Origin of the sequence: Pauljensenia hongkongensis, assembly GCF_001746855.1 — a bacterium.
Lineage (GTDB): Bacteria > Actinomycetota > Actinomycetes > Actinomycetales > Actinomycetaceae > Pauljensenia > Pauljensenia hongkongensis.
This window is the reverse complement of the sequence record NZ_CP017298.1, coordinates 1,141,118-1,145,553: the sequence shown is the minus strand read 5'-3', so window position 1 is coordinate 1,145,553 and position 4,436 is coordinate 1,141,118. Positions and strand designations below refer to the sequence as shown.

Sequence of the window (4,436 nt, the reverse complement as noted above, 5' to 3'; positions counted from 1 at the left end):
CGCCGACGCCGTCGTTGCCCTGGAGCGCGCCGCTGTGCGCGCGGAGCCGATAGCGCTGGGCCGGCCCCCGCCTCGTCGGCCCTCAGACCGCGGTCGGGGCGGTGGCCCGGGTGTGCACCAGTTCGAGGAGCTCCCGGGCCGCGCGGTCGTCGAGGACGAGGTCCGTGGCGGCTCCCGTGCGCAGGGCGCCCAGCAGGGGCAGCGCCTTCGAGGCGCCGGAGACGACGCACAGGCGGCGGGGGATCGTGCGCAGGGCCTCGGGCCTGGGGCCCGAGGCGCGTTCGTTGAGCGCCATGTCCGTCGAGCCGTCCTCCCGGATGAGCACGGTGCACACGTCGCCGACGACCCCGTCCTTCTGGACGGCGGCGATCTCGTCGGGGTCCAAGAACCCCCCGGCGTAGACGTGGGAGGGCAGGCGCGAGGACATGGAGCCGACTCCGAAGAGCGCGACGGTGCACCTGTCGATGGTTTTGAGGACGGTCTGTATGGACTGCTCGCGCCACAGCTGGCGCTTCGTCTCCACGTAGTCGAAGAACGCGGGGACGGGGAAGTTCACCATCGTCGCCCCGATGGCGCGGGCGGCGCGGGCGATGATGGCGTCGGCGTAGGGCATGCCGGACTCCGTGGCCGTCGCCGCGCCGTTGAGCTGGACCACCGTCGAGCCGGGCACGTAGATGCTGGGCATGCAGCGGGTGATCTCGGCGGTCGTGTTCCCCCATGCGATGCCCAGGACGGCGCCGGGGCGCAGCATTCCCATGAGCAGGTCCGCGGCGGCCAGGGCAACGTTGTGGAGGCGGTCGACCTCCGAGGCCGCCTCGTAAGTGGGCACGACCGAGACCTGGACGTCGAAGAGCTCGGAGATCTGGCCCGCCAGGGTCCCCTTCAAGGAGGGCGAGGCGGCCAGCGAGATGCGGACGAGTCCCGTTTCACGGGCGTAGGTCAGCAGGCGGGAGACCGAGGACCGGGATATGTCGAGGGTCCGCGCGATCGTGTCCATGGTGTGCCCCTGGAGGTAGTACATGGACGCGGCTTCGTGTGCTTGCTCATCTCGGATGGTCACAGTGTCCAGTGTGCCACGTCGGTTTCCCATCGTGGGCTGGAGCCGCGCGAAGCCGGGGCATGTGAACAGCTGATTTGCACATTTGGATGAGGAGAGTCACAATCGTTGAGTGCACGAATATCCAGCACGCCCGGATGGATGTGCGCCGACTGCGACGTCGGCGGCGGCCACCCGGGTCGGCGCCGGCCAGGGCAACGCCAGCCGGTGAACTGTTGGAGGTGGGCGACCACCACGGATTCGATGCGAGGAAGCGTCGAAGAAAGATAGGAACAATGTTCACAACACTTCTCCCGATGGCCGGCGCGGCGGCGCCCTCCACCGGGCAGTTGTTCATGTCGGAGTTCATGGGCACAGCGGTCCTCCTGCTCTTGGGCGGTGGTGTCGTCGCGACCAACCTGCTGCCCAAGTCCAAGGGCAAGGGCGGCGGCTGGCTCATGATCAACATGGGGTGGGGCCTGGCGGTCTTCGCGGGCGTCTACGTCGCGTACCTCTCCGGGGGCCACCTCAACCCCGCGGTCACGATCGCGAAGGCCGTCGGCCACATGTTCGACCCCGCGGTCGAACTCGCGCCCGGCGTCGCCGTGACCGCCGTGAACATCACCGTCTACATCATCGCGCAGTTCGTCGGAGCCTTCGTGGGCGCCGTGCTCGTGTGGCTCTCCTTCAAGCGCCACTTCGACGAGCAGTGCGAACCCGCTTTCAAACTCGGGGTGTTCTCCACCGGGCCCGAGATCCGCTCCTACGGGTGGAACTGCGTGACTGAGGCCATCGGCACAGCCGTCCTCATCATCTGGATCTACGTCTCCGGCTACACGACCACCGCCATCGGGCCCCTGGGAGTCGCCCTCATCATCGTCGTCATCGGCAACTCCCTGGGCGGGCCCACCGGCTACGCGATCAACCCCGCCCGTGACCTCGGGCCCCGCGTCGCCCACGCAATTCTGCCGATCAAGGGCAAGGGCGGGTCCGACTGGGCCTACTCCTGGGTGCCCGTCGTCGGTCCGATCGTCGGCGCGATCATCGCGACCGTGATCGTTTTCGCCTCGGGCCTGGCCTGAGTCCGTCCACAACGAAGTGAAAGAAGGGAAACCCGACCATGACCGAAGAGAAATTCGTTCTGGCCATCGACCAGGGCACGACCTCCACCCGCGCCATCATCTTCAACCACTCCGGTGAGATCATCGCCGTCGGCCAGAAGGAGTTCACCCAGATCTTCCCCAACCCGGGGTGGGTCGAGCACGACCCCCTCGAGATCTGGGACACCACGCGCGCGGTCGTCGCCGAGGCCCTGGGCGAGGCGGAGATCAACCGCCACCAGCTGGCCGCCGTCGGCATCACCAACCAGCGCGAGACCACCGTCGTGTGGGACAAGAACACCGGAGAGCCCGTCTACAACGCGATCGTCTGGCAGGACGTGCGCACCTCGGAGATGGTCAAGGAGCTCGGGGGCGACGAGGGGCCGGACCGCTTCCGCCAGATCTGCGGCCTGGGGCTGTCCCCCTACTTCTCCGGCTCCAAGATCAAGTGGATCCTGGACAACGTCGAAGGGGCTCGCGAGCGCGCCGAGGCCGGCGATCTGCTGTTCGGCAACACGGACTCCTGGGTCCTGTGGAACATGACGGGGGGCGTCAACGGCGGCGTCCACTGCACGGACGTCACGAACGCCTCGCGCACCATGCTCATGGACATCCGCACCCTCACCTGGCGCGAGGACGTGTGCGGGATCTTCGGCATCCCCATGTCGATGCTCCCCGAGATCAAGTCCTCCTCCGAGATCTACGGCTACGGGCGCAAGAACGGCCTCCTCGTCGACACGCCCATCTCGGGCATCCTGGGCGACCAGCAGGCCGCGACCTTCGGCCAGGCGTGCTTCGAGAAGGGCATGGCCAAGAACACCTACGGCACCGGATGCTTCATGCTCATGAACACCGGCACCGAGCCCGTCTTCTCCGACAACGGCCTCCTCACAACAGTCGCCTACAAGATCGGCGACCAGCAGGCCGTTTACGCGCTCGAGGGCTCGATCGCCGTGGCGGGCTCGCTCGTGCAGTGGCTGCGCGACAACCTGGGGATGATCGTCAAATCCTCCGACATCGGCGAACTGGCGGCCACCGTCGAGGACAACGGCGGCGTCTACTTCGTCCCGGCGTTCTCGGGCCTGTTCGCACCCTACTGGCGTTCCGACGCGCGCGGTGCGATCGTGGGCCTGACCCGCTACGTCAACAAGGGCCACATCGCGCGGGCCGTCGAGGAATCGACCGCGTTCCAGAGCGCTGAGGTCCTCGACGCGATGAACGCCGACTCGGGTGTGCCGCTCAAGGAGCTCAAGGTCGACGGCGGAATGACGCACGACGACCTCGTCATGCAGTTCCAGGCCGACCTGTGCGGCGTTGACGTCGTGCGGCCCAAGGTCATCGAGACGACCGCACTGGGAGCGGCCTACGCCGCCGGCATGGCCGTCGGCTTCTGGAAGGGCACCGACGACGTCGCGGCCAACTGGCAGGAAGGCAAGCGCTGGACTCCCGCCATGGAGCCCGCTGAGCGCGACCGCACCTACCGCCTGTGGAAGAAGGCCGTCACGCGCACCTTCGACTGGGTCGATGACGACGTGAAGTGACCGTCCCACCGCTAGGCCGTGGCCGGAGCGCCCCGGGGCCCGCAAGGGCGCCAGGGGCGCTCCGGCCTTTCGGGCCCACCCGGAGTCCCGTGCGACCTGCGCATAGGCGGGCGCGCCATCGGGTAGAGTGATCCACATGGAGACGTCTATGGAAGAAACGACCTATCTGGTAGTCGACGGCGAGAACATCGACGCCACCCTCGGTCTGTCGGTGCTGGACAGGCGCCCGAACCCCGAGGAGAGGCCCCGCTGGGACCGCGTCCTGGAGGGGGCGCACAACCAATGGGGGCAGCGCGCGAAGGGCCTGTTCTTCCTCAACGGCTCGTCGGGGTACCTGCCGATGGGCTTCGTCCAGGCGCTCACGGCGATGGACTACGCGGTCATCCCGCTGTCGGGCCCCGAGGACATGAAGGTCGTGGACGTCGGCCTGCAGCGCACCATGGACGCGATCGTCAAACTCGAGCGCGGATCCGTGATCCTGGCCAGCCACGACGCCGACTTCGTCCCGCAGATCGAGGCCCTCCTCGACGCGGGGCGCCGGGTCGGCGTGATGTGCTTCCGGGAGTTCCTCTCCTCCCAGTTGCACGACCTGGTCGACCGGGGCCTCGAGATCATCGACCTCGAGTACGACGTCCACGCCTTCCAGGTGCGGCTGCCCAGGCTCCGCATCATCGACATCGACGACTTCGACCCCTTGGCCTTCCTCTGACGGGAGCCTGGCGGGGGCCGTCGGCGTGCGCCGCCCCGCCGACGGGTCGG

4 protein-coding genes are annotated in these 4,436 nt (G+C 67.9%); 3 read left to right on the top strand and 1 reads right to left on the bottom strand.

All coding sequences use genetic code 11. From position 1 onward, the window contains the following. Positions 1-82: 82 nt before the first annotated feature. Positions 83-1,021: a sugar-binding transcriptional regulator gene (locus BH719_RS04775; RefSeq protein WP_009743623.1), complete on the bottom strand. Its 939-nt coding sequence runs from the start codon at positions 1,019-1,021 to the stop codon at positions 83-85. Positions 1,022-1,332: 311 nt separating this feature from the next. Here BH719_RS04775 and BH719_RS04770 point away from each other — a divergent pair, with 311 nt between their 5' ends. The 3 genes from BH719_RS04770 to BH719_RS04760 all read left to right on the top strand — a co-directional run bounded on the left by BH719_RS04770 (position 1,333) and on the right by BH719_RS04760 (position 4,386). Continuing rightward, positions 1,333-2,118 (top strand): MIP/aquaporin family protein, encoded by a 786-nt coding sequence (locus BH719_RS04770; RefSeq protein ID WP_009743622.1) that lies wholly within the window; start codon positions 1,333-1,335, stop codon positions 2,116-2,118. A 38-nt stretch (positions 2,119-2,156) separates the two neighbouring features. Next, a complete protein-coding gene (gene glpK, locus BH719_RS04765) occupies positions 2,157-3,677 on the top strand; it encodes a glycerol kinase GlpK (protein ID WP_009743621.1) in 1,521 nt (506 codons plus the stop codon). A 136-nt stretch (positions 3,678-3,813) separates the two neighbouring features. Beyond that, positions 3,814-4,386, top strand: coding sequence for a PIN domain-containing protein (locus BH719_RS04760; RefSeq protein ID WP_009743620.1), 573 nt, complete (start codon positions 3,814-3,816; stop codon positions 4,384-4,386). Positions 4,387-4,436 lie beyond the last annotated feature (50 nt).

Excerpts from the sequence above, each read along its gene's own strand:
- BH719_RS04775 (WP_009743623.1), bottom strand. The coding sequence starts at position 1,021 with ATGTACTACCTCCAGGGGCACACCATGGACACGATCGCGCGGACCCTC.
- BH719_RS04770 (WP_009743622.1), top strand. The coding sequence starts at position 1,333 with ATGTTCACAACACTTCTCCCGATGGCCGGCGCGGCGGCGCCCTCCACC.
- glpK (WP_009743621.1), top strand. The coding sequence starts at position 2,157 with ATGACCGAAGAGAAATTCGTTCTGGCCATCGACCAGGGCACGACCTCC.
- BH719_RS04760 (WP_009743620.1), top strand. The coding sequence starts at position 3,814 with ATGGAGACGTCTATGGAAGAAACGACCTATCTGGTAGTCGACGGCGAG.